25 protein-coding genes are annotated in these 26,312 nt (G+C 71.6%); 6 read left to right on the top strand and 19 right to left on the bottom strand.

Features of this window, described 5'->3' with window-relative positions:
- Window positions 1–9 precede the first annotated feature (9 nt).
- Entirely contained in the window at window positions 10–999 is a 990-nt protein-coding gene (gene selD, locus HNR22_RS26635) for a selenide, water dikinase SelD (protein WP_179782654.1), read from the bottom strand.
- 195 nt (window positions 1,000–1,194) lie between these two features.
- Between selD and HNR22_RS26630 the strand changes: the two genes are divergently transcribed.
- From HNR22_RS26630 to HNR22_RS26615, 4 genes are read left to right on the top strand one after another with little or no spacing between them, the layout of a single operon-like run.
- Window positions 1,195–1,950 (top strand): amino acid ABC transporter ATP-binding protein, encoded by a 756-nt coding sequence (locus HNR22_RS26630; RefSeq protein WP_088946762.1) that lies wholly within the window; start codon window positions 1,195–1,197, stop codon window positions 1,948–1,950.
- A gap of 56 nt (window positions 1,951–2,006) precedes the next feature.
- Window positions 2,007–2,882 carry a glutamate ABC transporter substrate-binding protein gene (locus HNR22_RS26625; RefSeq protein ID WP_179782653.1) on the top strand — a complete coding sequence of 292 codons (876 nt, stop codon included), beginning with the start codon at window positions 2,007–2,009 and terminating at the stop codon, window positions 2,880–2,882.
- 41 nt (window positions 2,883–2,923) lie between these two features.
- Window positions 2,924–3,631, top strand: coding sequence for an ABC transporter permease subunit (locus tag HNR22_RS26620; protein WP_179782652.1), 708 nt, complete (start codon window positions 2,924–2,926; stop codon window positions 3,629–3,631).
- Complete coding sequence (locus HNR22_RS26615) at window positions 3,628–4,599, top strand: amino acid ABC transporter permease (RefSeq protein WP_179782651.1); 972 nt, start codon at window positions 3,628–3,630, stop codon at window positions 4,597–4,599. The genes HNR22_RS26620 and HNR22_RS26615 overlap by 4 nt, the downstream gene beginning before the upstream one ends.
- A gap of 62 nt (window positions 4,600–4,661) precedes the next feature.
- On the opposite strand, the gene rny is transcribed toward HNR22_RS26615, so the two are convergent.
- From rny to HNR22_RS26570, 9 genes are all read right to left on the bottom strand, one after another.
- Window positions 4,662–6,428, bottom strand: a complete 1,767-nt coding sequence (gene rny / locus HNR22_RS26610) for a ribonuclease Y (RefSeq protein WP_179782650.1) — start codon at window positions 6,426–6,428, stop codon at window positions 4,662–4,664.
- Window positions 6,429–6,997: 569 nt separating this feature from the next.
- Entirely contained in the window at window positions 6,998–7,756 is a 759-nt protein-coding gene (locus HNR22_RS26605; protein ID WP_179782649.1) for a 3-keto-5-aminohexanoate cleavage protein, read from the bottom strand.
- Window positions 7,757–7,786: 30 nt separating this feature from the next.
- A complete protein-coding gene (locus HNR22_RS26600) occupies window positions 7,787–8,476 on the bottom strand; it encodes a regulatory protein RecX (protein ID WP_179782648.1) in 690 nt (229 codons plus the stop codon).
- Between the two features lie 14 nt (window positions 8,477–8,490).
- Window positions 8,491–9,537: a recombinase RecA gene (gene recA / locus HNR22_RS26595; protein WP_007456801.1), complete on the bottom strand. Its 1,047-nt coding sequence runs from the start codon at window positions 9,535–9,537 to the stop codon at window positions 8,491–8,493.
- Window positions 9,538–9,721: 184 nt separating this feature from the next.
- Window positions 9,722–9,922 carry a DUF3046 domain-containing protein gene (locus tag HNR22_RS26590; protein WP_179782647.1) on the bottom strand — a complete coding sequence of 67 codons (201 nt, stop codon included), beginning with the start codon at window positions 9,920–9,922 and terminating at the stop codon, window positions 9,722–9,724.
- Window positions 9,923–9,927: 5 nt separating this feature from the next.
- Window positions 9,928–11,295: an MFS transporter gene (locus HNR22_RS26585; RefSeq protein ID WP_179782646.1), complete on the bottom strand. Its 1,368-nt coding sequence runs from the start codon at window positions 11,293–11,295 to the stop codon at window positions 9,928–9,930.
- Between the two features lie 103 nt (window positions 11,296–11,398).
- Complete coding sequence (locus HNR22_RS26580) at window positions 11,399–11,998, bottom strand: hypothetical protein (protein WP_179782645.1); 600 nt, start codon at window positions 11,996–11,998, stop codon at window positions 11,399–11,401.
- A gap of 145 nt (window positions 11,999–12,143) precedes the next feature.
- Entirely contained in the window at window positions 12,144–12,848 is a 705-nt protein-coding gene (locus tag HNR22_RS26575; RefSeq protein ID WP_179782644.1) for a UdgX family uracil-DNA binding protein, read from the bottom strand.
- Window positions 12,849–13,134: 286 nt separating this feature from the next.
- Complete coding sequence (locus tag HNR22_RS26570; protein WP_179782643.1) at window positions 13,135–14,475, bottom strand: aminotransferase class I/II-fold pyridoxal phosphate-dependent enzyme; 1,341 nt, start codon at window positions 14,473–14,475, stop codon at window positions 13,135–13,137.
- Window positions 14,476–14,511: 36 nt separating this feature from the next.
- On the opposite strand from HNR22_RS26570, the gene HNR22_RS26565 reads away from it, so the two are divergent.
- On the top strand, window positions 14,512–15,753 hold the full coding sequence (locus HNR22_RS26565) for a bifunctional pyridoxamine 5'-phosphate oxidase family protein/GNAT family N-acetyltransferase (RefSeq protein ID WP_179782642.1): 1,242 nt from the start codon (window positions 14,512–14,514) through the stop codon (window positions 15,751–15,753).
- Window positions 15,753–16,424: a leucine efflux protein LeuE gene (leuE, locus tag HNR22_RS26560; protein ID WP_179782641.1), complete on the top strand. Its 672-nt coding sequence runs from the start codon at window positions 15,753–15,755 to the stop codon at window positions 16,422–16,424. The genes HNR22_RS26565 and leuE overlap by 1 nt, the downstream gene beginning before the upstream one ends.
- A 13-nt stretch (window positions 16,425–16,437) precedes the next feature.
- Here the strand turns inward: leuE and HNR22_RS26555 are convergent, their stop codons facing one another.
- From HNR22_RS26555 to HNR22_RS26515, 9 genes are all read right to left on the bottom strand, one after another.
- Window positions 16,438–17,370, bottom strand: a complete 933-nt coding sequence (locus HNR22_RS26555; RefSeq protein ID WP_179782640.1) for a sporulation protein — start codon at window positions 17,368–17,370, stop codon at window positions 16,438–16,440.
- A 131-nt stretch (window positions 17,371–17,501) separates the two neighbouring features.
- Complete coding sequence (locus HNR22_RS26550) at window positions 17,502–18,566, bottom strand: hemolysin family protein (protein ID WP_179782639.1); 1,065 nt, start codon at window positions 18,564–18,566, stop codon at window positions 17,502–17,504.
- Window positions 18,563–19,918, bottom strand: coding sequence for a CNNM domain-containing protein (locus HNR22_RS26545; RefSeq protein ID WP_179782638.1), 1,356 nt, complete (start codon window positions 19,916–19,918; stop codon window positions 18,563–18,565). Before HNR22_RS26545 ends, HNR22_RS26550 begins: the two co-directional genes overlap by 4 nt.
- A 231-nt stretch (window positions 19,919–20,149) precedes the next feature.
- Window positions 20,150–20,509, bottom strand: coding sequence for a monovalent cation/H(+) antiporter subunit G (mnhG, locus tag HNR22_RS26540; protein ID WP_179783727.1), 360 nt, complete (start codon window positions 20,507–20,509; stop codon window positions 20,150–20,152).
- Complete coding sequence (locus HNR22_RS26535) at window positions 20,509–20,772, bottom strand: MrpF/PhaF family protein (RefSeq protein WP_179782637.1); 264 nt, start codon at window positions 20,770–20,772, stop codon at window positions 20,509–20,511. Before HNR22_RS26535 ends, mnhG begins: the two co-directional genes overlap by 1 nt.
- Window positions 20,769–21,380, bottom strand: coding sequence for a Na+/H+ antiporter subunit E (locus HNR22_RS26530; protein ID WP_179782636.1), 612 nt, complete (start codon window positions 21,378–21,380; stop codon window positions 20,769–20,771). The genes HNR22_RS26535 and HNR22_RS26530 overlap by 4 nt, the downstream gene beginning before the upstream one ends.
- On the bottom strand, window positions 21,377–22,882 hold the full coding sequence (locus tag HNR22_RS26525; protein ID WP_179782635.1) for a Na+/H+ antiporter subunit D: 1,506 nt from the start codon (window positions 22,880–22,882) through the stop codon (window positions 21,377–21,379). Before HNR22_RS26525 ends, HNR22_RS26530 begins: the two co-directional genes overlap by 4 nt.
- Complete coding sequence (locus HNR22_RS26520) at window positions 22,882–23,361, bottom strand: Na(+)/H(+) antiporter subunit C (protein WP_179782634.1); 480 nt, start codon at window positions 23,359–23,361, stop codon at window positions 22,882–22,884. Before HNR22_RS26520 ends, HNR22_RS26525 begins: the two co-directional genes overlap by 1 nt.
- Before the next feature lie 55 nt (window positions 23,362–23,416).
- The gene (locus HNR22_RS26515; protein WP_179782633.1) at window positions 23,417–26,251 is read right to left on the bottom strand and encodes a Na+/H+ antiporter subunit A; all 2,835 of its coding nucleotides are present in this window, start codon (window positions 26,249–26,251) and stop codon (window positions 23,417–23,419) included.
- Window positions 26,252–26,312 lie beyond the last annotated feature (61 nt).

The raw sequence follows: 26,312 nt of genomic DNA, 5'->3' as shown, positions 1-26,312 counted from the left end.
GGGTTGGGGTCAGCGCAGGACGACGAGGTGCTCGCCCCGGGGCAGCAGCTCGCCCACCACTGGCGCGCCGGGCACCTCCCCGGCCACCAGCAGGCCTCCGGAGGTCTGCGCGTCGGCCAGCAGCAGCCGTTCGTCCTCGCCCGCCGCCCCGAAATCGGTCCACGGGGTCACCCACTCCAGGTTGCGCCGGCTGCCGCCGCTGACGTGGCCGTCGCGCAGCGCCTCCCGCGCTCCCGCCAGATAGGGCACCCGGGCCGTGTCGATGGCCACGGTGACCTGGCTGGCCCGGGCCAGTTTCGAGGCGTGCCCGAGCAAACCGAACCCGGTCACGTCGGTGCCACAGCGGATGCCGGCGGCGACCGCCGCACGGGCGGCGTCCCGGTTGAGGGCGCTCATCGTGGCCACCGCCTCCGGAAAGCTCTCGCCGGTGGTCTTGTGCCGGGTGTTCAGCACACCGACCCCGAGGGGCTTCGTCAGGGACAACGGCATCCCGGCCCGCCCGGCGTCGAGGGTGATGAGCTCTTCCGGCCGGACCGTGCCGGTGACGGCGAGGCCGTACTTCGGGCCGTCGTCGTCCACGCTGTGCCCACCCGCCAGGTGGCAGCCGGCCTCCCGCGCCACGTCCTGCCCCCCGCGCAGGACCTCGCCGGCCAACTCCATCGGCAGCACGTCGCGGGGCCAGCAGAGCAGGTTGAGCGCGATCAGCGGGGTGCCGCCCATCGCGTACACGTCGGAGAGCGCGTTGGCCGCGGCGATCCGACCCCAGTCGTACGCGTCGTCGACCACCGGGGTGAAGAAGTCGGCGGTGCTGACCAGGCCGGTGCGCTCGTCCAGGCGCACCACCGCCGCGTCGTCGCCGTGATCCAGCCCGACCAGCAACTCGGCGGTGCCGGTTGCCGGGCCGAGACCGGCCACCATGATCTCCAGCTCGCCCGGCGGGATCTTGCAGGCGCAGCCGCCGCCGCGGGCGTAACGGGTCAGCCGTACCGGTTCGGTCATCCACCCATGATCGCGACAACGCGCCACGATCGCCACCGTTGTGTCCCTTACGGTGACCAGAATCGGACGGCCGACGCCGATCATGGCCGGTGTTACCGCTCCGTGACCCGCTGAGTTGCATTCCGCCACATCAGGCCGCCTACAGTGGCCGCACCGGGGGTCAACCGACCCCGATCCGGGAGATGACAGGGGACGGTGGACGACGTGACGACGGGCGAACCGCTCATCGTGCTGGACGCGGTCAACAAGTGGTTCGGGCCGCTGCACGTGCTGGACGACGTCTCGCTGTCGGTGGGTCGGGGCGAGGTGGTCGTGGTGATCGGCCCGTCCGGCTCCGGCAAGTCGACGCTGTGCCGCACCATCAACCGACTGGAGCCGATCAATTCCGGCACCATCACCTTCGACGGCCAGCCGCTTCCGGCCGAGGGCAAGCCCCTCGCGAAGCTGCGCAGCGAGGTGGGGATGGTCTTCCAGTCCTTCAACCTCTTCGCGCACAAGACCATCCTGGAGAACGTCACCCTCGGCCCGATCAAGGTCCGCAAGGAGAAGCCGACCGCCGCCCGCGAGCGCGGCCTGGCCCTGCTCGACCGGGTCGGCATCGCCAACCAGGCGGACAAGTTCCCCGCCCAGCTCTCCGGCGGGCAGCAGCAGCGGGCGGCCATCGCCCGGGCACTGGCCATGCAGCCCAAGGCGATGCTCTTCGACGAGCCGACCAGCGCGCTGGACCCGGAGATGGTCGGCGAGGTGCTCGACGTGATGACCTCGCTGGCCAGCGACGGCATGACGATGGTCGTGGTCACGCACGAGATGGGCTTCGCCCGGCACGCGGCGAACCGGGTCATCTTCATGGCCGACGGGCAACTGGTCGAGGATGCCCCGCCCGCGGAGTTCTTCGCGAACCCGCGCAGTGAGCGGGCCCGAGACTTCCTCTCCAAGATCCTCACGCACTAGGCGTCCGTAGTGGAGCGCGCCGTACTCGGTGGGCTCCGTTGAAAAAGGAGAAGAGTATGCGTATCAAGCGCGTTGCGGCAGTCGCCGCGGTCGCCGCTCTGGCGCTCGGCCTCACCGCCTGTGGTGGCGACGACGGCGGGGACACCGGTGCTGGCAGCAAGTCCTTCGCCGCCGGCAGCACCATGGAGAAGCTGAACAAGGCCCAGAAGATCAAGGTCGGCACCAAGTTCGACCAGCCCGGCTTCGGCCTGAAGGGCCTGTCCGGCAAGCCGGAGGGCTTCGACGTCGAGATCGCCAAGATCGTCGTCAAGGAGCTCGGCATCCCCGAGGACAAGATCGAGTGGGTCGAGGCCCCCTCGAAGGTCCGCGAGGACGTGATCGTCAACGGCACTGTCGACCTGGTCGCCGCGACCTACACGATCAACGACAAGCGCAAGGAGCGGATCGCCTTCGCAGGCCCGTACTACGAGGCCGGCCAGAACATCCTGGTCAAGAAGGACGACACCACCATCACCGGTCCGGACTCGTTCAAGGACGGCACCAAGAAGGTCTGCTCGGTCACCGGCTCCACCCCGGCCGAGACGATCAAGCAGTACGTCAAGGACGTCGGCACCCAGCTGGTGCTCTTCGACACCTACGACAAGTGCCGCGACGCCCTCAAGGGCGGCCAGGTCAACGCCGTGACCACGGACAACGTGATCCTGCTCGGCTACATCGCCAAGGACGAGGCCTCCTTCAAGCTGGCCGGCAGCAACTTCACCAAGGAGCCGTACGGCATCGGTGTGAAGAAGGAGGACGCGGACTTCCGCAGCTTCATCAACGACACGCTGGACAAGGCTGTCGCCGACGGCAGCTGGAAGAAGGCCTGGGACGACACCGCCGGCAAGTTCGGCGCGGAACTGGGCGCGGCGCCCACCATCAACCGCTACTGATCTGATCCTTCGATCTGGAGGGTGGGGAGGAACACCGAGCCGTGAACGTGCTCATCGACAAGTTCGACGTCTTTGCGGGTGGTTTCTGGCTCACCCTCCAGATCTGCATCCTCGCCGCGATCGGCGCCCTCATCCTGGGCGCCGTCGTGGCGGTGCTCCGCATCTCACCGGTGCCGCCGCTGCGCGCGGTCGGCACCAGTTACGTGAACGTCTTCCGCAACATGCCGTTGACCGTGGTGATGTTCTTCGCCGCGTTCGGCCTGCCGGCGCTCGGATCCAACGCGGACTTCCTCCGCATCCCGGTGATCGACTCGCTGTTCACCCGGCTCGGCACCGACCTTCCGTACTTCCGGTTCGCACTGATCGCCCTGGTGCTCTACACCGCGGCGTTCGTCTGCGAGGCGCTGCGGTCCGGGGTGAACGCGGTGCCCGCCGGCCAGGCGGAGGCGGCGCGGTCACTGGGCCTGACCTTCGGGCAGAACCTGCGGTACGTGGTGTTGCCGCAGTCGTGGAAGGCCTCCATCGTGCCGCTCGGCTCGGTGATCATCGCGATGATCAAGAACTCGGCGCTGGTCGGCTTCTTCGGGGTGGTAGGTGACCTGTCGGCCACGGCCGACCAGCTCACCTCGGCCGAGGGCTACGCCTTCGTCCCGGTCGCCATCGGCATCTCGCTCGGCTATCTGATCATGACCGTGCCGCTCGGCGCCCTGCTGGACCGGATCGAGAAGCGACAGGCGGTGGCCCGATGAGTCAGCAGACCAGCGTCCTCTACGACATCCCCGGCCCCCGGCAGCGGCGGATCACCCTGATCAGCAGCATCGTCGCCGGCGTGGCCCTGCTCGTCGGGGCGTACTTCCTGATCTACCGACCCCTGGACGAAAAAGGCCAGTTGTCGATGGAGCTGTGGGGGCCGCTCATCGACCCCTCCAACGAGAACTTCACCCTGGTCTGGGAGCGGATCGGCCTCGGCTTCAAGAACACCCTGATCGCGGCGGCGATGGCCATCGTGGCCTCGCTGGTGGTCGGAACGCTGCTCGCCGTGCTGCGGATCCAGCTCAAGAGCCTGACCCGACGGCGGTTCGTCGGCGCGGCGACACCGCTGGCGTACCTGCTGCGTGGGCTGAGCGCGCTGCTGTCGGCGATCACCCGCGTCTGCGTCGAGGTGTTCCGCGGCCTGCCCGTGGTGATCACCATCTTCTTCGTGGCCCGCGGCTTCCCCGAGTTCGGCCTCTACTTCGACAACCTCTGGTACCTGGTCATCGGCCTCACCATCTACAACTCGGTGGTGATCGGCGAGATCCTCCGCTCCGGCATGGAGGGGCTGCCGGGCGGCCAGGCGGAGGCCGCTGAAGCCATCGGGCTCTCCCCGACACAGACCACCCGGATGATCCTGCTGCCGCAGGCCTTCCGGATCATGCTGCCGGCACTGATCAGCCAGCTGGTCGTGGTGCTCAAGGACACCTCGCTGGGGTTCATCATCAGCTACGAGGAGACCCTGAACATCGGCAAGCAGATCATCGGCGCGCTGGGCAACCCGATCCAGGTGTACGTCGTGATCGCCGTGCTCTTCATCGTGGTGAACTACTCGCTGTCGAAGCTCGCCCAGTACGTTCAGCGGCGGCTCGCCCGGGGCCGCAAGACCGCGGGCACCCCGGCGCAGAACCCGCCGCCCGCGGCACTGATGTCCCAGGCCGAGGGCACCGGCGGGGCCGTCTGACGCTCAGCTCGCAAGGAGAAGGGCCAGCCCGGTGACCCGGGCTGGCCCTTTCACTGTTCCGACTAACGGGCGATCTCGGTGACCCGGGACTCGCGGACCACTGTGACCCGGATCTGACCCGGGTAGGTCAGCTCCTCCTCGATCTGCTTGGCCACGTCCCGGGCCAGCACTGCCGCCCCGATGTCGTCCACGTCGTCCGGCTTGACCATCACCCGGATCTCCCGGCCGGCCTGCATGGCGAAGACCTTGTCCACGCCGAGCTTGCCGGCCGCGATCTCCTCGATCCGCTCCAGGCGCTTGACGTACGCCTCAAGGCTCTCCCGACGCGCGCCCGGCCGACCGCCGGAACAGGCGTCGGAGGCCTGGGTGAGGACGGCCTCGATGGTCTGCGGGGGCACCTCGTTGTGGTGCGCCTCGATGGCATGCACCACGTCCTCGTGCTCGCCGTACTTGCGGGCCAGGTCCGCGCCGATGATGGCGTGGCTGCCCTCCACCTCGTGGGTGAGCGCCTTGCCGATGTCGTGCAGGAACGCCGACCGTTTGATGATGGGCACGTCCAGCCGCAGCTCGGCGGCCATGATGCCGGCGATGTGCGCGGTCTCGACCAGGTGCTTGAGCACGTTCTGCCCGTACGAGGTGCGGTAGCGCAGGCGGCCGAGCAGGGTCACCAGCTCCGGGTGGATCTCGGTGATGCCGACCTCGACCAGGGCGTCCTCGGCGGCGCGGAGGCAGAGCTGCTCCACCTCCTGGCGGGCCAGGTCGTAGACCTCCTCGATCCGGTGCGGGTGGATCCGCCCGTCCAGGACCAGCTTCTCCAGCGTCAGCCGACCCACCTCCCGGCGGACCGGGTCGAAGCAGGAGAGCAGCACCGCCTCGGGGGTGTCGTCGATGATCAGGTTGACGCCGGTCACCGACTCGAAGGCGCGGATGTTGCGCCCCTCCCGGCCGATTATCCGCCCCTTCATCTCGTCACCGGGCAGGTGCAGGACACTGACGACGCTCTCCGCGGTCTGCTCGCTGGCGACCCGCTGGATGGCGTCCACCACGATGTGTCGGGCCCGCTGTTCGGCGGTGTTGCGCGCGTCGGACTCGATGTCCCGCACGAGCAGCGCCGCCTCCCGCTTGGCAGACGTCTCGATCGCCTCCACCAGCTCCAGTCGCGCCGAGTCGGCGGTGAGCCCGGCGATCCGTTCCAGCTCCCGGCGGCGCAGCTCCTCCGACTCGGTCAGCTCGGCCTCCCGCTGGGCGAGCGCGGACTCCCGGGCCGCGAGGGCGGCCTTCGCCGCGGTGAGCTGCCGCTCCCGCTCGGCAAACCGCTCCACCTCCTCGGTGTGCATCCGCTCCCGCTCGTCCATGCGGGCAGCCCGGCGTTCCACCTCCGCGGCCTGCTCCCGGGTGGTGGCGGCGAGCACCGCGACCTCCCGCTCACCGCTGCGCCGGGCTGCCGTGCGCAACTGCTCGGCGTCCGCCTCGGCCTGCTTGTGGGCGCGCTCCAGAACGGTGTCCGCCTCGGCGCGGGCGTCATCGAGGACCCGCCGTGCCTCGGCGCGGGCCGCCTTCGCCTCGGCGTTCGCCGCCGCCGCCTCGGTACGGGCCGCCGCCGCGGCGGACTTCGCCACGTCGATCGTGCTGTTCACCTCGTCGGCCGCGGTCCGCAGGGCGGCGAGGGACTGCTCCTGCCGGTCCTTCTCGGCGATGAAGGCGGGATCCTCCGGAGCCGGCGCGGCGCCCATCCGGCGCAGTGTCCGAATGCCCACCAGCACGGCCCCGATCACCACCACCGCGAGGACGAGGACGGCCGCGAGGAGCACGACGTCGAACGCGTTCATGCCGGGACCCCGTCGGGTCTACCGGTGAACCTGTGCCGCCGCCCCGCCATGGCCGCCTCCCCTAAGGTCGAGACCGCAGCGACCGTGCCGGGGGCACACTCCTGCGGCTGTGGACGCCCGACCGGAGCGGCTGGCCGTGGGTAGCTCTCTCCGCCGGCGGTGCCCTCGGGCAACGTCGGCGGCCGGGTGCAGTTGTCGCGGCGTTCCGGACCGGCCAGTCCGGAGCTGCCGCCAAAGGCCGTAGAGCCGGCCAAAGTGATGCTGTCTTGTTACGCGTTCTATGTTGTGGACTTAGCCTGCGCTGGTCGGGCAATGTGAGCCTGTATGGCGAGGCTAGGTCGCCGGGGGCGCTCTGGTCAAGGACTCATGATCAAACCCCCCGAACGGAGCGAAGTTGCGGTGTCACTGCGAGCTGATGCGGTGTCGGACACGACGGGACAAACACGGCGAGTCACTGGCGCTGATCCGGATGTCGTGCCTGATCAGCGACGGCACCACCCCGCGTTGAGCCGACTTTTGTGACACCAGCGACCCTGCTGACCGAACGGCCGGCTGGTCGGAATCTTGGCTCATCGCGCGCCGGCGGCCAGCGCGGCGGTGACGAGCGCGGCGTTGTCCGGTGTCGGCGTGCCGTCGGGCAGCAGGAGCGTGTCCTCCAGCCCGATGCGGGTGTGCAGCCCACGGCTGACCGCCTCGGCGAGCACCGCCCAGGTGGCCGGACCCTCGGCGTGCAGCAGCACCGGTGGAGCCACCGCGCCCTGCGGTGAGCGTGCCGCCGACGGTGGCACGGCGGGCGCCCGCGACGACGACGGCAGCGCCGCGAGTATCCGCGCCGCGTCGGCCACCGCGACCGGCACCTCCTCCGCCATGCACTCGACGAGGATCCGCCCGACCGGCACCCGCCAGGACTGGTACGCCTCGACGGCGTCGAGCGTCCAGAGCCCCACCTCGACGAGCACACCCCGCTCGTGCAGGGCGGCGGCGACGGCCTCGGCACCGGCCTCGTGCGCGTTGACCGAGGCGAAGTCGGGCAGCACCGACCAGGACCGGACGGCGGCCACCCGAGCGGCCGGATCCGGCTCGATCCACGCTCCGGTGCTCACCCCCACCGGCAGCCCCGGCCGGGCGGCGCGGATCGCGGCGAGCGCGTCGGCGATGACCTCCGGGCGCAGCGACTCGACACCGGACGCGTCGCGGGGATGGACGTGCACGGCCGCGACGCCGAGCGCCGCGCAACGGGCCGCGTCGACGGCCAACTCCGCCGGGGTGACCGGCACCGCCGGGTGGGCGTCACGCCCGCGCCCACCGTTCAGACACGCCTTCAACATCGGACCACCCCACAGCCGCCAGCGCGCCTCTCAGTCGACCGGACGGTTGTCGCGGTCCAACTCGCCCTCGGCGTCGGCGAGCGCGTCGGCGTCGATCTGCTCGGCGAACTCGGCCGCCTCGGCGCTCTGCGCGGCCAGCGCGTCCTTCACTGCCCGGATCGCCACGCCGGGCGGGTAGCCCTTGCGGGCCAGCATGCCCACCAGCCGACGGAAGACCGCGTCGGGCTCACCTCGGGCGGTGCGCAGCTTGCGCTCCACGAGGGTGCGGGCGGTCTCGGCCTCGGTCTCCTCGTCCAGCTCACCGAGCGCCTCGGTGGCCACCTCGCCGTCCACACCCTTGCGGCGCAGCTCGTTGGCGAGCGCCCGGCGAGCCAGGCCGCGCCCGGTGTGCCGACTGGACACCCAGGCTCGGGCGAACGCGGCGTCGTCGATGATGCCGACCTCGTCATAGCGGTCGAGCACCTCGGCCGACACCTGCTCGGAGATGCCCCGCTTGGCCAACGCCCCGGCCAACTCGGCCCGGGTGCGTGGCCGGACGGCGAGCTGGCGCAGACAGATCTCGCGGGCCACCTCCGACTCGTCGCGGGGTGGGGACGCCGGTTTGTCCGCCTGCGGCTCGGACTGGCGGCCCCGTCGAGGACGGGGTGGATCACTGGCGTCGCCCGTACGAGGCGGACTGGCATCCCAGCCCCGCCCCGTACGGGCGCGTCGTCCTGCCATGGGTCAGCGACCGGTCAGAAGTCGACCGGCGGCAGCTCCGGGCCACCGGCGGCGTCACCCGCGCCGACCCCGACGCCGAGCTTCTCCAGGATCTTCTTCTCGATCTCGGCGGCCACGTCCGGGTTTTCCTTCAGGAACTCCCGAGCCTTTTCCTTGCCCTGGCCGAGCTGGTCGCCGTCGTACGTGTACCACGCTCCGGACTTGCGGATGATCGCCTGCTCCACGCCGACGTCGATCAGCGAGCCCTCACGCGAGATGCCCTTGCCGTACATGATGTCGAACTCGGCCTGCTTGAACGGCGCGGCGACCTTGTTCTTCACGACCTTGACCCGGGTGCGGTTGCCGACCACGTCGGTGCCGTCCTTGAGGCTCTCGATGCGTCGCACGTCGAGCCGGACCGAGGCGTAGAACTTCAGCGCCCGACCACCGGTGGTGGTCTCCGGGCTGCCGAACATGACGCCGATCTTTTCCCGCAGCTGGTTGATGAAGATCGCCGTGGTGCCGGTGTTGCTGAGCACACCGGTGATCTTCCGTAGTGCCTGGCTCATCAGCCGGGCCTGGAGGCCCACGTGGCTGTCGCCCATCTCGCCCTCGATCTCGGCGCGCGGCACCAGGGCCGCCACCGAGTCGATCACGATGATGTCCAGAGCGCCGGAGCGGATCAGCATGTCCGCGATCTCCAACGCCTGCTCACCGGTGTCCGGCTGAGAGACCAGCATCGCGTCGGTGTCGACGCCGAGGGCCTTCGCGTACTCCGGGTCGAGCGCATGCTCGGCGTCGATGAAGGCGGCGATGCCGCCGTTGCGCTGGGCGTTGGCCACCGCGTGCAGTGCCACAGTGGTCTTACCGCTGGACTCCGGACCGTAGATCTCGACCACCCGGCCACGGGGCAGGCCGCCGATGCCGAGGGCAACGTCGAGCGCGATGGAGCCGGTCGGAATGATCGCGGTCTGGACGACCGGCCGGTCACCCAGCCGCATCACCGAGCCCTTGCCGAATTGCTTGTCAATCTGAGCGAGAGCAAGGTCGAGTGCCTTCTCCCGGTCAGGCCCTGCTGCCATGGTTGCCACCCCTGCCTTCGCCGGCGTCTTTGCTGAGCTTCGCGTCACGCGGACACGCTAGGCGCTAGGTCCGACAGAAAACCAGCCGACGGGCCGCGAGCTGTGGACGAGCACCCAGCTGTGGACAATAGCCGAACAGGTGTACGACTCGACAAGCGACACGCGGAAGGGGCGAAAAGGCTGCTCAGCGTAGTCGGGCAGGCACTCGGTCGGGGTACGCGGCGCAGACCGCCCGCCACACCACGTGCGTCTGCTCCCCCGACGCCAGTGCCTGTTCGATGGTCCGTCCGCCCAGCTGGGACAGCACCTGGTCGCGGGCGATGCTGGCCGCGTAGCCGGGCCCGAACGCCTCATTCAGCCGCGTCCAGAAGTCGGTCAGCCGCACAGTGATCAGCCCTCCTCGTCCGGTGCCCCGGTCGGCACCGGGCGCAACGCTAGCGCCACCAGGGGCACCGCCGCGACCGCCGCGAGCAGGGTGAGCACCGGATAACCGGCGAGCTGCATGACAAACCCGCTCACCACGGCGGCGGCGGCCCCGGCCAACCCCATGATCAGGTCTGAGAACCCCTGGACGCTCGGCCGCACACCGGCCGGCACCGACTCGGACAGCAGCGTCGAACCGGCCACCATCGTCCCCGACCAGCCCAGCCCGAGCAGGACCAGACCCACCGACAGCCGGGGTGTGTGGTGCCCTGCGGTGCCGGCGACCGCACAGGCGCCCAGCAGCAGCCCGACCCCACCGAGGATCACCGCCCGCCGGCCGAGCCGGTCGGTGAGCCAACCCACCACCGGGGAGAACGCGTACATGCCCGCGATGTGCAGACTCAGCACGATGCCGACCAGCCGCAGCACGTCGGCGTCGGCGTGCGACTCACCGAGCCGGACCGGGGTCATCGCCATCACCGCCACCATCACCAGGTGACCCACCGCCACGGCGGCGATGCCGAGCCGGGCAGCGGGCCGCCCGCGTACCACCGACCAGGCCATCCGCATCCCGGCGGCACGCGGCGCGCGCACCTTGACCGGCGCGGCGGCCGGTGTCTGGGCCGCCACGCCGGTCGCCGGCGCGTCGGCTGCCAGCGGCGGGCCGGCGGTCGGTGCGTCGGCCGCCGCGAGCCGGCGCGCGGTGAGCAGCGGGTCGGGCCGGAGCAACCCTAGGAGTACGACGGCAGCCAGCACGAACGCGGCCGCGCTGAACGCGAACGGGCCGGCCAGCGGGGGCAGCCCCCAACCGGTGGTGACCCGGTCGGCCAGCGCGGCGAAGTTCGGCGCGGCCACCGCACCGATGGTGGTGGCCCAGACGATGAGGGAGAGCTGCCGGCCTCGACGGGCCGGCTCCGCGAGGTCCACAGCTGTGTAGCGGGCCTGCAGGTTCGCGGCGGTGCCCCCGCCGAAGAGCAGCATGCCGAGGAAGAGCAGCGGCACCCAGCGGGTGGCCGCGGCCAGCACCACCAGCACACCGCCGACGGCGCCGATCGCGTACGCCAGCACCAGGCCCGGCCGGCGACCGTGCCGCGCCATGATCCGGGTGACCGGGACGGCGAGCAGCGCGGCGCCGACCACCCCGGCGCTCTGCGCGACACCGGCCACCGCGGTCCCGGCGATCCGTGCCGCGAGCAGCGCGCCCACGGCGATGCCGATGGTCACGCCGATCCCGCCGATGATCTGGGTGGTGAAGAGCAGCCGCAGGGTACGCCGCTGGATCGACGCGACGTCGGGTCGGGCGGCGGTACGCGGCGCGGTCAGGTCGGTCGCCATCGGCGCTCCTCAGGAAGGGATGACCCATCCTCGCGCACCCACACCGACAAGCGGCAGTGGGTTTTGCCGACAGCCGAACCGACCCGTTCCCAGAGGCGTGCGGTCAGCGTCGGGCACTGCCGGTCGTGGCGGGTAGGGATGCCAGCCGGCGGATCCGGGTCAGGGTGAGCGCGGCAACGGCCGCACTGACGGTGGCGACCACACCGAAGATCACCGCGAAGCCCTCGCTGTCGGCGACGAGCAGGGCGAGCAGGACCAGCCCGAGGCAGATGCCCAGGATGGCCAGCAGCGCCGCCCAGGTGGCCCGCCGCTGCTCTGCCAGGTAGCGGGGCAGCGCGGCCCGTGTGGCCTCGTCCGCGGGCACGGTGCTGGTGCGTACGGCCTCGCGCAGCGCGTACCCCTCTGGATCGCGCCGGGCGGCCTGCTCGCCCGCGCTCCACCGACTGAAGTAGAGGGCGGGGCCGATCCAGACAAGGTTCAGTGCACCGTTCAGCACGGCCTCGACCAGCGGCTCCTGTCGGTCGAAGAGCCAGCGCACCGGGAGCCCGATGAGCACCGTCATCGGCACCCATTGAACGGCCATGATCTGCAAGCCGGGCGCCCGTTCGAGGAACCGCTTCCACCCCCGGCGACGCCCGGCCGAGCCACGCTCAGCGGGCGCGGCAGGCGCACCGACACGACGCGCATCGCTGTCGACATCCATCGACCCCTGTTACCCGCCCACGGCAGCCGAGCAATCCCGCTCGCACCGTCAATCTTGGACACTTTCCGTCAGCGGGGCGGGCCCCGCGAACGGAAACTGTCCAAGATCTGGAAAGGTCGCGGCGGCGCCCAGCAGAGCCGCCGGGCTACTCGGGCAGGGCTCGGGTGACGACGGTGAGGTCGGCGACCAGGCCCTCGTACGCCTTGTCCTGGTCGTCGGCCCGCAGGACGGCGGACGGGTGGATGGTGGCCAGCAGCCGAGCCTGTGGCGCGTCGGCCCGCTTTCCGGCATTGTCCACCGGCACCTGCTCGAAGTCTGCGGGGTGCTGGGCCGACTCCGGCCAGGGCAGCAACTCGCCGCGCTGCCGGGTGACCCGGAAGGACGGACCGAGCAGCGCCTTGGCAGCGGTCGCGCCGAGCACCACCACGATCTCCGGACGCAGGCGGGCGAACTCCGCGACCAACCAGGGGCGGCAGGCGGTGATGTGCACCTGGTCCGGGGTCTGGTGGATCCGCCGCTTGCCGCGCAACTCGAACCGGAAGTGCTTCACGGCGTTCGTCAGGTAGAGGTGACCCGGGTCCAGCCCGGCGTCGTCGACCGCACGGCGCAGCAGCCTGCCGGCGGGGCCGACGAAGGGCAACCCCTTCTGGTCCTCCATGTCGCCGGGCTGCTCGCCGACCAGCACCACCCGGGCGCTCTCGTCGCCCCGGCCGAAGACCGTCTGCGAGGCGTCCCGATACAGCTCACAGCCCCGACAGCCGCCGGCGGCGGTCCGCAGGTCGTCGATGGTGTCGGCAGCGGGCGGGATGAACCGCTGGGCGCCCGGGGCGCTGTCGGTCTGCTCGGCCATGCGGACTGTTATATACCCGTTCGATGCGTCGTGCCGGGTACGCCCCGGCGTGGACGCGCGTCAGTACCCGTTGCCGCCGCCGTCCCCGCCGGACGAGATCGCGATCAGCACGATGACGATGATGATGATCGCCAACGCCACCGCGATCCAGATTCCCTTGCGCGCTCCACCTGAAGCCATGACCCCCGCCTCCGGCGGCCCGCATACCCATCCCGTCCGCCCCGAATCACCGCAACCATGCACTTTCTGCCGCAACCTGCCGGCCGTGCCTCGGGACGAGGTCTGGTCAGGTGGGGAAGCCCGGTGGCGGGGTGGGGTTGGTGGCGTGGGCCAGGGCGGCGGCCAGGGGTGCCAGGTCGTCGGTGTCCAGGGAGCTGACGGTGACACGCAGGGCGGGCGGGGCGGCGATCCGGTAGAGGGCGCCGGGGGCCACCGCCCAACCGGCATCGCGCAACGCGGTGACCGCGCTGGTCTCGTCCTGCACCGGCAGCCAGACGTTGATGCCGCTGCGGCCGTGCGCGCTCAGGCCGTGCTCCGCCAGCGCGGTCAGCAGCCCGTCGCGCCGCCGCTCGTAGCTCTGCGCCGCCCGCCGCACCAGCTCGTCGACCGCCGGGTCCCGCCAGAGGGCGAGGACCAGCCGTTGCAGCACCGTGGAGACCCAGCCGGCACCGACGCGCGTCCGGCCGGCCACCCGGGCCACAGTGGTCTCGTCGCCGACCAGCACCGCGAGCCGCAGGTCCGGGCCGAAGGGTTTGCTCACCGACCGCAGGAAGGCCCAGCTCGCGGTCGCCCCGGCCAGCGGGTGCAGGGGTACGCGGGCCAGCTCGGCGGCGTGGTCGTCCTCGATCAGCAGCAGGTCCCGCCGGCCGGCGAGCAACCTCCGCAGCTCCTCGGCACGGACGGCGGAGACGGCGGCGCCGGTCGGGTTCTGCGCCCGGCTGGTGACCACCAGCGCCCGCGCTCCGGCGGCGAGCGCCGCGGCCACCCCGGCCACCAGCGGGCCCTCGTCGTCCAGCGGTACGCCGATCGGGCGCAGCCCCAGCGCGGCGACCAGATCCAGCAGGTTGGCCCAGCCCGGGTCCTCCACGGCCACCGCGTCGCCGGGACGCAGATGGGCGCCGAGCAGCCGCTCGATGCCGTCCAGCGCGCCGCCGGTGAGGGTGAGCTCCCCGGCCGGTACGCCGTCGGCGCCCAGTCGGGCGCGAGCCGCCTCGGCCAGTTCGGGCAGGACGCCGGCATGGGAGTAGCCGACCGGCGGGCCGGCGTCGGCGGCGAGCGCCGCCAGGTGCGGGCCGAGCGGGGGGAGCAACCGGGGGTCGGGTTCCCCCCGGGACAGGTCACGGGCCCCGGGTAACGGGGCGGGGCGCAGCGCGGAGCGGCGGGCGGCCACCGGTGGGCGGGGGCGTACCCGGGTGCCGTGCCGACCGGCGGTCGCGAGCAGACCACGCTGGCGCAGCTCCTGGTAGGCGCGGGCGACTGTGGCCGGGCTGACGCGCAACTCGGCGGCGAGTGCCCGCACCGGTGGCAGCGCGGCCCCCGGAGGAAGGGCGCCCGTACGGATGCCCGACTCGATGCGGGCCGAAATCTCGACGGCCGTCGTACCACTGAGCTGATAGCGTGCTGACACAAACAAGAGATTGTACTAGAACAAAGGGGCGCGCGCATGTATCCACCCACCGCCCGGACCACACCCCACCGTTCCCGCGACAGGATGAGCTACGACCGGGCCGCCGCACACGCCGTGCTCGACGAGGCGTACGACTGCGCGCTCGGCTTCACCGTCGACGGCCAGCCCCGGGTGCTGCCCACCCTGCACGTCCGCATCGGCGACACGCTCTACCTGCACGGCTCCACCGGCAGCCGGCCACTGCTCGCCGCCAGGGGCGAGGGTCTCCCGGTCTGCGTCGCGGTGACAGTGCTCGACGGCCTGGTCTACGCCCGGTCCCAGTTCCACCACAGCGCCAACTACCGCTCCGTCGTCGCGCACGGCACCGCCCGGCTGGTCACCGACGAGCGGGAGAAGCTCGCCATGCTCACCGCACTGGTGGAGAAGGTCGGCGCGGGACGCAGCACCCAGACCCGCCCGCCCAGCCGGCGGGAGCTGGCGGAGACCGCCGTACTGGCGCTGCCTCTGCACGAGGTGTCCGTCCGGGCCCGCAGCGGTGGGGTCCGCGAGGACGAGGACGACCTGCACCTGCCGCACTGGGCCGGTGTGCTGCCCCTGCGGGTGACCGCCGGGCAACCCGAGCCGGACGCCGGAGTCACCGCACCACTGCCGGCGTACCTGCGGGCGGCCCGCACGCCCTGGCACGACCCCGTGACGCTGCACGGCGAGCACGTCCGGCTGGAGCCGCTGGACCTGGCGCACGCCGACGAGCTGCACGCCGCAACCGGGGACGCGGAGGTGTGGCGGCACCTCAGCGTCGCACCGCCCGCCTCCCCCGCCGAAACCGCCGACGTGATCGGCACCGCCCTGACCGCCCAGCACCGTGGCGAGCGGGTGGCCTGGGTGCAGCGGTGCGCGGCGACCGGGGCGGTGGTCGGCAGCACGTCCTACTACGAGATCGACCCGGAGCGGCGGTCGGTGGCGATCGGGCACACCTTCCTCGGCCGGCCCTGGTGGCGTACCGGGATCAACACCGAGGCGAAGCTGCTGCTGCTCAGCCGGGCCTTCGACGACCTGGGCGCGGTACGGGTGGCCTGGCACACCGACATCCGCAACGTCCGCTCCCAGGCGGCCATCGAACGTCTCGGCGCGACCCGGGAAGGGGTGCTGCGGATGCACCGGCAACGCCCGGACGGCTCCTGGCGGGACACCGTCCAGTACGCGATGACCGTCGACGAGTGGCCGAACGCACAGGCCACGCTGCGAGAAAGACTTCTGCGGACGGCACCGGTGGCGTGATGATGGCGGGCGTGCTGGGGATCACCGACATCTGGACGTACGTGCTGGGCACCGTGGCCATCATTCTGCTGCCCGGGCCGAACTCACTCTTCGTGCTCTCGACCGCGGCCAAACGGGGCGTCGCGGTCGGCTACCGGGCCGCCGCTGGCGTGTTCGTCGGCGACTGGGTGTTGATGTTCCTCTCCGCCGCCGGGGTGGCTTCGCTGCTCAAGGCGTACCCCCCGCTGTTCATGGTGATCAAGTACGCGGGTGCCGCGTACCTCGGTTATGTCGGGGTGACGATGCTGCTCGGCGCCTGGCGACGCTGGCGCGACCGCAACGACCCGAGCACGCCGCGGCTCATCGACGCCGCGGAGCCGGCGGCGATGCGCAGCCCCTTCCGCAAGGCGCTGGTGATCAGCCTGCTGAACCCGAAGGCGATCCTGTTCTTCATCTCGTTCTTCATCCAGTTCGTCGACCCCGGCTATGCCTGGCCGGCGCTGTCGTTCCTGTTGCTCGGCCTGATCGCGCAGGTGACCAGCGCGCTCTACCTGACCGCGTTGATCTTCGCGGGCACCTTCCTGGCCGCCCAGTTCCGCCAGCGCCGCCGCCTGGCGGCCGGCGGCACCACCGCCGTGGCAGCCCTGTTCCTGGCCTTCAGCCTCAAGCTGGCCACAGCCAGCGCCGGCTGAGCCGGATGCGGGGTCAGGTGCCGTCGCCGCCGCCGGAGCCGCCTCCTCCCACACCGGCGCCGCCGGCGGTGCCACCGAGGCCGTAGCCGGGTCGGATCGGCTCGTCGGGGTGGCGGCTGACGTGGGCGGACCCCGCGATCTGCGCGGACCAGTCGGCGTGCGCGGCCGCGGCGGCGTGCCGGTTGATCGCCTGCCGGATCCAGCCGTCCACGGTGGCGACCCAGTCCCGCCGCTCGGCGTCCTCGTGCCAGATCCGGAACCGGCTGATGCTCTGGTGGGTGATCCCGGCCAGCGCCAGCCGACGATCCATCCAGAGGATCGCCTCCAGGCCCGCCGAGTTGGTCACGAAGATCACCTCCAGCTCGGTGATCGGGCCGGCGTAGAGCGGCCCCACCCAGTAGCCCCAGCGCTGGTGCAGGGGCAGGGTGTGCTCCACCCCCGGCAGCCCACCCTGAAGCAACCCGGACTGACGGATCATGAAACCGAGGGTGTCCAGCGCCGCCAGCACGTGCTGCTGCGTCGGGAGCGGATGCACGAAGACCGGCACCATGGCGCCCTGGTCGAGATCGGGGTCGAGGGACACCTCGGTGCGCAGACCCATCCGCAGACTCAGCAGCGGCACCCCACCGAACGTGGTCACCGGGGTCTCCCAGGGCAGCGGCAACGCGAAGTCGACCGCCCGCCGCCGACCAGCGGGCACGACGAACCGGCCGGCGATCGGTAGTTGGTGGAACTGCATGAGACGCCGGGGGGCCGCCGGGTCGTCCGGTTCGACAGTGGTGACGAGACCGAGCCGGATGTGCCGCACCAGCACGTCCTCCGGCCCGGCCGCGAGGGTCACCCGCCCCGGCAGGCACAGGCCCGGCCGGGTGCTCGGGTTGGGGAGCGTGGTCTGCACGGACAGTCCGGTCCCACCGGACTCCGGGGACACTCCCGTCAACCGCACCGCGCGCCCCCTCCCGGAACGGGGGCAGCACGCCCCGCACCAGCCGCGCCTACCCCGTCGAGGTGATGTCAAGCCCGCCAGTGCCGAGTGCTGACCCGGCCGCACTTCGTCAGTGCGGCCGGGTCGGCAGGTCAGCGCAACCGACGCCCGCGCGGGACCGTGTCGGTCTCGTCGTCGAACTCGCCGATGACCTCCTCCAGGAGGTCTTCCAGGGCCACGAAGCCGATCGGCCGGGCCGGGCCACCACCGTTGCGCACCAACGCGAGCTGCGACTGCCGCGCCCGCATCGCCGCCACCGCCTCGGTGACCGAGGACGTCGCGGGCAGGGTGAACGCGGGTGTCATCAGCTCCCCCGCGGTGGCGACGCGGCCGGTGGTGACCACCCGCACCGCCTCCCGCACGTGCACCAGGCCGCAGACGTCGCCCGCCTCGTCGAGCACCGCGAGCCGGGACCGCCCGCTGTCCCGGCTGACCTCCTCGATCCGCCCGGCCGGGTCGTCCCGACGGACGGTGACCATGGTGGCGAACGGTTCCATCACCTGCGCCACCGACGTGCCCTGCAACTCCAGCATGCTGGTCAGCAGTTGGTGCTGCTCGGCACCGAGCAGCCCGTGCTCACGGGACTGCTCCAGCAGGATCCGCAGCTCGTCCGGGCCATGGACCTGGGCGAGCTGGTCCTGCTGGTTGACACCGACCAGCCGCAGGATCGCGTTGGCCAGCGCGTTCAGCGCGGAGAGCACCGGCCGGGACACCCGGGCGAAGGCGCGGAACGGCAGGGCGAGCAGCGTCGCCGAGCGCTCCGCGTCGGTGATCGCCCACGACTTCGGTGCCATCTCCCCCACCACCAGGTGCAGGAAGGTGACCACCCCGAGGGCGAAGATCAGGGCGACCACGTGACTGGCGGCGTCCGGCAGACCCACCGCGTGCAGCAGAGGGCTGATCAGGTGCTCGATCGCCGGCTCGGCCAGCGCGCCGAGACCCAGTGTGCACAGCGTGATGCCGAGCTGCGCGCCGGCCAGCATCAGCGACAGCTCGCGGACGCCGTCCAGCGCGGCGCGTGCCGCCCGACCACCATTCGCCGCCGCCTGCTCCAGGCGGTAGCGCTTGCTGGCCACCAGGGCGAACTCGGCGGCCACGAAGAACCCGTTCAGCGCCAGCAGGATCACCGAACTGAACAGCGCGATCCCGGGGCTCATGCGGTCACCCCCGGTTTGCTGAGCTGAAGCCGCACCGAGTCGGCCACGTGCCGGTCCACGGCCAGCACCTCGACCAACGCGCGGGGCTCCGCCTCGTTGACCTCACCGTCCGCGCCCTCGGGCAGCAGGCTGATCTCCAGCCGGTCACCGACCTCCGGCACCCGACCGAGCTCCCGCATCACCAACCCGGACAGGGTGTCGTACTCCGGGGCCTCGGGTAGGGCGATGCCGGTGCTGTCGGCGACCTCGTCGATCCGCCAGCGCGCCGGCACCACCCAGGACCCGTCGTCCTGCTGGGCGGGCGCCCGCTCCGGTGGGTCGTCCTCGTCCCGGATCGGGCCGACCAGCTCCTCGGCGATGTCCTCCAGCGTGATCACGCCGGCGAAGCCGCCGTACTCGTCCACCACACACGCCATCTGCCGATGACCGGAGCGCAGGCGGTCGAGCACCGTGGGCAGGGGCAACGTCTCCGGTACGAGCAGCGGCGGCCCCGCCACCGCACTCACCGGGGTGGTCGCCCGCTCCCCCGGGGGTACGCCGAGCACGTCGGCGATGCCGACGACGCCGATCAGGTCGTCGACGCCCTCCGTACCGCGTACCGGGAAACGGGAGTGGCCGGTGTCCAGCAGCTCGACCACCCGGCTGACCGGCTCGTGCGCCCGTACGGTGTGCACGTCGACCCGGGGCACCATGGCCTCCCCGGCGGTCAGCTCCCGGAAGTCCAGACCTCGGTCGAGCAGCGTGGACATCTCGACGTCGAGGCTGCCCTCCTCGCGGGACTCGGCGATGATCTGTTCCAGGTCCGCCGGAGTGGCGCCGCTGGGCAGCTCCTCGATCGGCTCGATGCCGATCCGGCGCAGCAGGCGTACCGAAGCCCGGTCGAAGAGGTGGATCAGCGGCCCGGCGACGGCCAGGTAGATCAGGGTGGACCGGCTCAGCGCCCGGGCCAGTTGCTCGGCCCGCGCGATGGCCAGGTTCTTCGGGGCCAGCTCGCCGAGGACCATCTGCACGATGGTGGCGATGACCAGGGCCAACGCCACCGAGAGCGGCAGGCTGACCGCCTCGCTGACGCCCGCTACGCCGAGCAGGTCGGCGAGGCCGCCGCCGAGGAACGGCTCGGCGACGTAACCGACCAGCAGGGCGGTGACGGTGATGCCGAGTTGGGCGCCGGAGAGCATGAAGGAGAGCCGGCTGGTGACGGTCAGGGCCCGGGCGGCGGCGGGGTCGCCGTCATCGGCGAGCTGGCGCAGCTTGCCCCGGTCCACGGCGACATAGCCGAACTCCTGCGCCACGAAATAGCCGGTGGCGGCAGTGAGCAGAATGATCAGAAGAAGACCAACGACGATCAACACGGGTCGCTCAGGGCTCCCGGGGTCGTCGGTACGGGGATATGCCGGGCACGACCCGGCTGGCTACTGCTGCCCTCCTGGGCAGAAGAGTCGATCATGCCGCTATTTTATCGGCGCTGGCTGGGACTTCGCTGGGGGTGGGCCGAAGGAGCGGATCGTCCGGTTCACCGGCCATGCCCAGGGCCGTCACACCGGCCCCATCCCAGGCCGTCACACCGTCCCCGCCCCAGGTCGTCACGCTGGCCCCGACGAACCCTCGGCAGAACGACATTCGGCCAGCTCATCGGCGTCGAGGAGATCCCGGTCGAGTCGCCCGGACCGGTACGCGGCCCGTCCGATCATCTGGGCCGCGACGGGTGCGGTCGCCAACTGGAAGACCGCCACCAGCAGGATCATGCCCAGGTCCGCCGGAGACCGCAGCCGCAACATGATCCCCAGCAGCAACAGCAGCACCCCGAGCACCTGCGGTTTCGTGGCCGCGTGCATCCGGCTCAGCGCGTCCGGGAACCGCAGCACGCCGATCGCGGCGGCCAGGCCGAGCACGGCGCCGGCCACCAGACAACCGGCACCGAGCCAGTCCGCGATCGTGGCGATCACTGCTGCTCCCGGACCGCGAAGCGGACCAGCGACACCGAGCCCACGAAGCCGAGCAGGGAGAGCACCACCAGCACGGGCAGTGTGGTCGCGTGCCGGTTGACCGCCGCCTCGGCACCCACCGCGCCGACCATGGTGGCGAGCAGCATGTCCGCGGCGATCACCCGGTCCACCAGTGACGGGCCACGGTAGAGGCGCAGCAGCGCGAGCAGCGCGGTCACCGACAGCAGGACGGTGAGCACGACGGCCAGGAACGTGGTCACGAGCGGGTTCCCTTCTCGGACGGGTCGGCCTCGACGCGGCGCAGTTCGGCGGCCGAGCCCACCGCCCGGATGATCCGCCGTTCGAGGGTGAGGGTGCGTTGCCGGGCAACTTCCAGGTCAGCTGGCCGGTGGGTGTCCAGCACGTGCAGGTAGAGCATTCCGGCATCCCGGTCCACCTCGAGGATCAACGTGCCCGGCACCAGCGAGACCGCCTCGGCGGTGAGCGCCAGGTTCAGGTCGCTGGGCACCCGCAACTGGACGCCGATGATCGCCCCGCGCGGCCGGTAGCCGGGTTGCACGGCGATCCGGGCGACGTGCAGGCTCGCGCTGACCAGCTCGACGACGAACCGGCCGGCGAAGACCAGCAGCGCCCCGGGTCGCAGCCGGCCGCCGAAGCTCACCGCCGGCAGCGGGTAGAACACCAGCACCGCGCCGCCCACCAGCAGACCACCGATCACGTTGGCCCAGGTGATGTCCCCCCAGAGCAGGTTCCAGACCACCACCAGCCACCCGAGCGCCACCACCTGGTCGCGCCACCGCCCGAGCCGGCCGCGCCCCACCACGGGGGGCCCGGGGGCGTCGGGAGCCGGCTCAGGGGTGCCGGTCACGGCACACCGCCCGGCAGCACGGCATGCACGTACGGGGTGCGCAGCCGCAGGTCGGCGGCCGCGTCCGTGGTGACGTCGAAGAGCGGACCGGCCAGCAGGGTCAGCGTGAGCCCGAGGGCGACCAGGGCCACGGTGGCCCCGACCATCAGCCTCGGCAGACGGACGGCGGGTTCGCTGGTGGCCAGCCGGGGCGCGCGCCAGAAGGCGATGTTCCACACCCGCGACGCCACGTAGAGGGTGAGCAGGCTGGTCACCGTGCCAGCCGCCACCAGCACCCCGGGCAGCGGGCCGCCGACCGCCACCCCCGCCTGGAGCAGGCCAATCTTGCCGAGGAAACCGGAGAACGGCGGCACACCGGCGAGGTTCATGGCCGGGACGAAGAACAGCACACCCAGCAGCGGCGCCACCCGGGCCAGCCCGCCGATGCGGCGCAGGTCGGTGCTGCCCGCGCGCTCCTCGACCAGCCCGGCGACGAGGAACAGCGTGGTCTGGATGGTGATGTGGTGCACCACGTAGAAGATCGCGCCGGAGAGCCCGGCGACGGTGCTCAACGCCACCCCGAAGATCATGTAACCGATGTGGCTGACCAGGGTGAACGAGAAGAGCCGCTTCAGATCGGACTGCGCCACCGCGCCGAGGATGCCGATCACCATGGTCAGACCGGCGACGACCATGAGCAACGTGTCCGCGTGCCCACCGGGAAACAGCAACGTCTCGGTGCGGATGATCGCGTACACGCCCACCTTGGTGAGCAGACCGGCGAACACGGCGGTGACCGGGGCCGGTGCGGTGGGGTAACTGTCCGGCAACCAGGCCGACAGCGGAAACACCGCCGCCTTGATCGAGAACGCCAGCAGCAGCATCAACTCCAGGGACAGGCGGACGCCGTCGGGCAGGTCGTCGAGGCGTTGGGCGAGCTGGGCGAGGTTGAGCGTGCCGGTGGCCGCGTACACCAGGCCCACCGACGTCAGGAAGATCAGCGAGGAGAGGATGCTGACCACCACGTACGTCGACCCGGTGCGGATCCGGGTCTCGGTGCCTCCCAGCGTGATCAGCACGAAGCTCGCGGCCAGCAGGATCTCGAAGCCGACGAACAGATTGAACAGGTCACCGGCCAGGAACGCGTTGGTGACGCCCGCGGTGAGCACCAGGTACGTCGGGTGGAAGATCGACACCGGGGCGGACTCGCTCGTCTCGCTGCCGCCCTGGCCGATCGAGTACAGCAGCACGCAGAGGGTCACCGCCGACGACACCACCACCATCAGCGCGGCGAGCTGGTCGGCGACCAGCACGATGCCGACCGGTGCCGGCCACCCACCGACCGCCACCACCACCGGCCCGTGCCGGTACGCCTGCACGAGCAGCAGCAACGCCACGGCGAGTGTGCCGCCCAGGCAGAACACGCTGATCGCGCGCTGGAGTCGGGGCTTCCCGGCCAGCAGCAGGGTCAGCGCCGCACCGAGCAACGGCACCACCACCGGCAGCGGCACCAGCGCGCTCATCACGACTCCTTCCCCCGTCGGAGCCGACGGCGGGCGGGCTCGGGATCGACCTGCTCCGGGTCGCCGTCCGGGCCCTCTCCACCGTGGTCGACGGCGCCCGCCTCGTTCCGCCCCGCCCGGCGGATGATCTGCCGGTCCTCCAGGTCGTCGGGCACCTCGTCGTCGCCGGTGAGATACCAGCTGCGGTACGCCACCGCGAGCAGGAACGCGGTGAACCCGAAGGTGATCACGATGGCGGTCAACACCATCGCCTGCGGCAGCGGATCACTCATCTGCCCCACCGCACCGGTGCCGACGATCGGTGCCCCACCCGAGCGCCCACCCAGCAGGATCAACAGGTTCACCCCGTTGCCGAGCAGGATCACCCCGAGCAGGATCCGGGTCAGGCTGCGCTCCAACAGCAGGATCACCCCGCACCCGACCAGCACCGCGACGGCCACCACCAGCACCAACGTCGGTCCCGCACCGCTCTCCGTCACTGTTCCGCCTCTGTTCGCGACTGCGGGGCTCGCAAACCCGGCTCACTCCTCGCGCTCACGCCCGGTCACCCTTGTCGACGGCCAGGCCACCGGTGGCCGTCCCGGTGGCCTCGATGTGCCGGTCCACCTCGGCGCCGAGACTGCGCAGGATGTCGAGCACCAACCCGATCACGACCAGGTACACACCGATGTCGAAGAAGAGCGACGTGACCAGGTGGGCGTCCCCGATCAGCGGCAGGACCCGGTCGACCTTGGCGCTCTCCAGCACCGACCCGCCGACCAGCAAAGCCACCACTCCGCTGCCCACCGCCGTGGCCAGCCCGGCGCCGAGGATCGGACCGGCGCCGACCGGCACCGCCTCGGTCAGCTCGTACCGACCGCCGGCCAGATAGCGGACCACCAGGGCGAGACCCGCCACCAGACCGCCGGCGAAGCCGCCGCCCGGCGCGTTGTGCCCGGAGAAGAGCAGGAAGAGGGAGAACAGCACCACGGTGTGGAAGATCAGGCGGATGACCACCTCCAACACGATCGAGCGGCGCTCCTCGTAGAGGGTGGGACCGCCGCGCAGCCACACCGGCCGGCCGGGTTCGTTCACCCGCTGATCCGACTCCGGCCGGCGCGGTCGAGGCCCGGTCCGGGACCGCTCGAAGATCAGGCTGGCCACCCCGGTCGCGGCCACCACCAGCACCGACAGCTCGCCCATGGTGTCCCAGGCCCGGATGTCGACCAGGGTCACGTTGACCACGTTGCGGCCGTACCCCTTGAGCACCGCCAGGTCCGGGAAGGCGGCACTGATGTCCGGTGCCCGGCGGGCACCGACGGCGGTGAGGGCCAGCCCGGCGGCCACCACACCCACCGCCACCCCGATCGCCCGACGGACCCAGCGGGTACGCCGCAACGGTCGGGCCGAGAAACGCTCCGGCAGGCGCCGCAGCACCAGCACGAAGACCGCGATCGTCGCGGTCTCCACCAGGAACTGGGTGAGCGCCAGGTCGGGCGCGCCGTGCAGGACGAACAGCATCGCGGTGCCGTAGCCGGTCATCCCCACCAGCAGCATCGCGGTCAGGCGACGGCGGGCACCGACCGCCAGCACCGCGGCGACCGCGATCACCAGGACGACCACCGGTTGCAGCGGGCTGTCCCAGAGCGGGATCCGGGCCCTCCACGGGCTGGCGGAGATCATCGCCGTACCGGGCACCAGCACCAGGGTGACCAGGATGATGCCCAGATACTGCGGCAGGGAACCCCGCTGGGTCGCGCCGGTGACCTCGATGGCCAACCGGTCGAACCGGCCCACGACCCACTCGTACCCCTGGTTGCCCCCCACCGGCGAGCGGAGCCGGGCCAGCACCGGGGCCAACGGCCCGCGCACGGCGAACAGCAGGCCGCCGCCGACGAGCGCCACCACGGACAGGCCGAGCGCCGGGGTCGGCCCGGACCAGAGCGCCAGGTGCGCGTCGACCCCACCGAGCAGATCGGCGTACGGACGCAGCAGCTCGTCCAGCACACTCGCGGCCGGACCGGCGAGCAGGCCGACCCCGGCGAGCACCGCCGGCGGGACCAGCAGGGACGCGGCGATGGGTCCCTGCTGGACCGGTTCCACCCCCGGCCGGTCGGCGAACGCGCCCCAGAGGAAGCGGGCGCTGTACGCGACGGTGAGCACCGTCCCGGCGACCAGGCCGGTGAGGAGCACCGGCTGATCGGTGAACGCCCCGAACACCGCCTCCTTGGACACGAAGCCGACCAGCGGCGGCACACCGGCCATCGACGCCGCGGCCAGCACCGCGACCACGAACAGCGGCCGGGACCATTGCCGCAGCCCGGAGAGCTCGCGCAGGTCACGGGTGCCGGCGCCGTGATCGATGACGCCGACGACCAGGAACAACGACGCCTTGAACAACGCGTGCGCCAGCAGCATCGCCGCGCCGGCCAGAGCGGCGTCCGGGGTGCCGGACCCGGTCACCGCGACCAGGAGGCCGAGCTGACTGACCGTCCCGTACGCCAGCAGCAGCTTCAGATCGGTCTGCCGCAATGCGGCCCAACCGCCGAGCAGCATGGTGGCCACGCCGGCGATCTGCACCACCGGCCGCCACGGGCCGACCGTGGCGAGTGCCGGCGCGAGCAGCCCGACCAGATAGACGCCGGCCTTGACCATGGCGGCGGCGTGCAGGTACGCGCTGACCGGCGTGGGTGCCGCCATCGCGACCGGCAGCCAGGAGCTGAAGGGCAGGATCGCCGACTTGGACAGCGCGCCGGCCAGGATGAGCAGCACGGCGCCCACCAGGTACCCGCCGCCGGGCAGTGGCTGGGCGACGATCTCCGACCAGCGGTAGGTGCCGGCGCGCTCGCCCAGCATGATGAACCCGACCAGCATGGCGAGCCCACCCAGCGTGGTGACGGTCAGCGCCTGCGCCGCCGCCCACCGGCTGGCACGTCGTTCGGTGCTGTGCCCGATCAGCAGGTACGAGAAGACCGTGGTCAGTTCCCAACCGACGTAGAGCAGCAGCAGGTCGTCGGCGAGGACCAGGACGAGCATCGCGCCGGCGAACGCGACCAGGACTCCAGCGAACTGCGCGAGGCCGGTCGAGCGGGTGTCGAAGTAGCGGGCGCTGTAGACCAGCACCAGCGCACCGATGCCGCCGATCAGCAGCGTCATCAACCAGGACAGCGTGGTGAGCCGCAACGCGATGTCCAGGCCCAACTGGCCGATCCACGGGTACGTCTCGACCACGGCTCCGCCGTCGCTGACGGCCGGGGTGCGGGCCAGCGCCCAGCAGAACGCGGCGGCTGGTGCCAGCGCCAGGGGGTAGCAGGCGTTGGATCCCCACCACCGCACGAGCAGAGGCGCGGCGAGAGCCGCCACGAGGTGGAGGACGAGCAGTACCAGCACCTGCGCTCCCGATCGAGGTGGCCGACGCCCGTGCAGCGGTGGCGCCTAGCAGCGATCAGAC

The sequence above is a fragment of the Micromonospora jinlongensis genome (genome assembly GCF_013410645.1).
GTDB classification, from domain to species: domain Bacteria; phylum Actinomycetota; class Actinomycetes; order Mycobacteriales; family Micromonosporaceae; genus Micromonospora; species Micromonospora zamorensis.
The sequence above is the reverse complement of the archived record's forward strand: the minus strand, read 5'-3'. Positions and strand labels throughout refer to the sequence as shown.

Excerpts from the sequence above, each read along its gene's own strand:
- leuE (WP_179782641.1), top strand. The coding sequence starts at position 15,753 with ATGATGGCGGGCGTGCTGGGGATCACCGACATCTGGACGTACGTGCTG.
- HNR22_RS26585 (WP_179782646.1), bottom strand. The coding sequence starts at position 11,295 with ATGGCGACCGACCTGACCGCGCCGCGTACCGCCGCCCGACCCGACGTC.
- rny (WP_179782650.1), bottom strand. The coding sequence starts at position 6,428 with ATGAACGCGTTCGACGTCGTGCTCCTCGCGGCCGTCCTCGTCCTCGCG.
- HNR22_RS26575 (WP_179782644.1), bottom strand. The coding sequence starts at position 12,848 with ATGGCCGAGCAGACCGACAGCGCCCCGGGCGCCCAGCGGTTCATCCCG.
- HNR22_RS26580 (WP_179782645.1), bottom strand. The coding sequence starts at position 11,998 with ATGGATGTCGACAGCGATGCGCGTCGTGTCGGTGCGCCTGCCGCGCCC.
- HNR22_RS26600 (WP_179782648.1), bottom strand. The coding sequence starts at position 8,476 with ATGGCAGGACGACGCGCCCGTACGGGGCGGGGCTGGGATGCCAGTCCG.
- selD (WP_179782654.1), bottom strand. The coding sequence starts at position 999 with ATGACCGAACCGGTACGGCTGACCCGTTACGCCCGCGGCGGCGGCTGC.
- HNR22_RS26615 (WP_179782651.1), top strand. The coding sequence starts at position 3,628 with ATGAGTCAGCAGACCAGCGTCCTCTACGACATCCCCGGCCCCCGGCAG.
- recA (WP_007456801.1), bottom strand. The coding sequence starts at position 9,537 with ATGGCAGCAGGGCCTGACCGGGAGAAGGCACTCGACCTTGCTCTCGCT.
- HNR22_RS26550 (WP_179782639.1), bottom strand. The coding sequence starts at position 18,566 with ATGAGCCCCGGGATCGCGCTGTTCAGTTCGGTGATCCTGCTGGCGCTG.
- HNR22_RS26625 (WP_179782653.1), top strand. The coding sequence starts at position 2,007 with ATGCGTATCAAGCGCGTTGCGGCAGTCGCCGCGGTCGCCGCTCTGGCG.
- HNR22_RS26605 (WP_179782649.1), bottom strand. The coding sequence starts at position 7,756 with ATGTTGAAGGCGTGTCTGAACGGTGGGCGCGGGCGTGACGCCCACCCG.
- HNR22_RS26565 (WP_179782642.1), top strand. The coding sequence starts at position 14,512 with ATGTATCCACCCACCGCCCGGACCACACCCCACCGTTCCCGCGACAGG.
- HNR22_RS26525 (WP_179782635.1), bottom strand. The coding sequence starts at position 22,882 with ATGAGCGCGCTGGTGCCGCTGCCGGTGGTGGTGCCGTTGCTCGGTGCG.